Genomic DNA, 1,081 nt, shown 5'->3' with positions numbered 1-1,081 from the left:
CGGGTTTAATAACGGGAGTAATCATCGAGCTGAGTTTCTCAGCTTCTTCCCTTACCCCAGACCGAGTTTGAACAGCAATCTCTCCAGTGTGAAAGCTCATAATCTACTCCTTTGGGCATAGTGAGACAGAAAACAGCAGTTTTCTTATACACAGAATTTCTGTATATGTCTGTATCTAATCTGTCTGTATCTAAAATATAAAACTGTCCAGATTTGGGCTAAAGAAGACTATCACCCAGCACCGGACAGGATATAACCAGTCAGGAGTGTTAGGTCAATAGTTGCCTATCCCTGAAGTTTCTATAATTTCAGACTACTGGGAAGACAAGAGCAAAATGTCTCAGTTTTTGTCTCAGTTTTTTCTGGTGTTGTTTAACTGACCATGACTGACCTCAGTTCGATGTCAGAAATTGCTGTAAGAAATTAGCAGGTTTTGAGGAAAGCATTTAGCTTAAGCGCTACTTGAGGTGCGTGCGCGTTCAGCTATCAGTTATCAGCTATCAGCCATTAGCCATTGGCCTGTGGCCAGGTTACTTGAGGTGCTTATCGGCTATGGGCACGCTACTGTTCGCGCAGCACCTCAAGTAGCGTGAGCTTTTAGCTCACGGCTGACCGCTAACCTAAGAACGCTGAAATCTTAACGCATCAATAGACTGAGCAGTTAGAAAAATACCGATAAAGATGTAACTCAAAAACAGAATTATACTACTAGTATCCAAAACACCCTGAATCAGATTTTTATAATTTTCCAACAACGATAAATGACCTAAGGCTTCTCCAAGGGGTCCACTAACATTTTTAGCAATCAAATCAATAACCCAAAGTCCCAAAACCAGAGCAAAGGTGAGGATTGCTGACAAAATTGAGCTATCAGTTAGGGAAGAAATAAACATGCCCAGAGAAAGTACCGATGCTGCCAGTAAAATTAATCCGACGTGGGCGAGTAACGGTAGGACAGGTTGAACCGGGGGGTCTGTAGCACTAAATGCGATCGCTTCATAGGCAAGTAAGGGTAGCACCATAAAGCTATAAAATGTCACCACTCCCAAGAGTTTACCCACGGCTACAGCCCAATTCGTTA

The 1,081-nt window shown here is 42.6% G+C and carries 1 pseudogene; it reads right to left on the bottom strand.

Annotated elements, in window-relative coordinates:
• Nucleotides 1-620: 620 nt before the first annotated feature.
• A pseudogene (locus F6K49_RS52200) lies at nucleotides 621-1,081 on the bottom strand (ABC transporter permease); the annotation flags it as partial.

The organism is Moorena sp. SIO3I6, from assembly GCF_010672095.1.
Note: the sequence above shows the minus strand (reverse complement) of the source record. Positions and strands in the feature narration are given on the sequence as shown.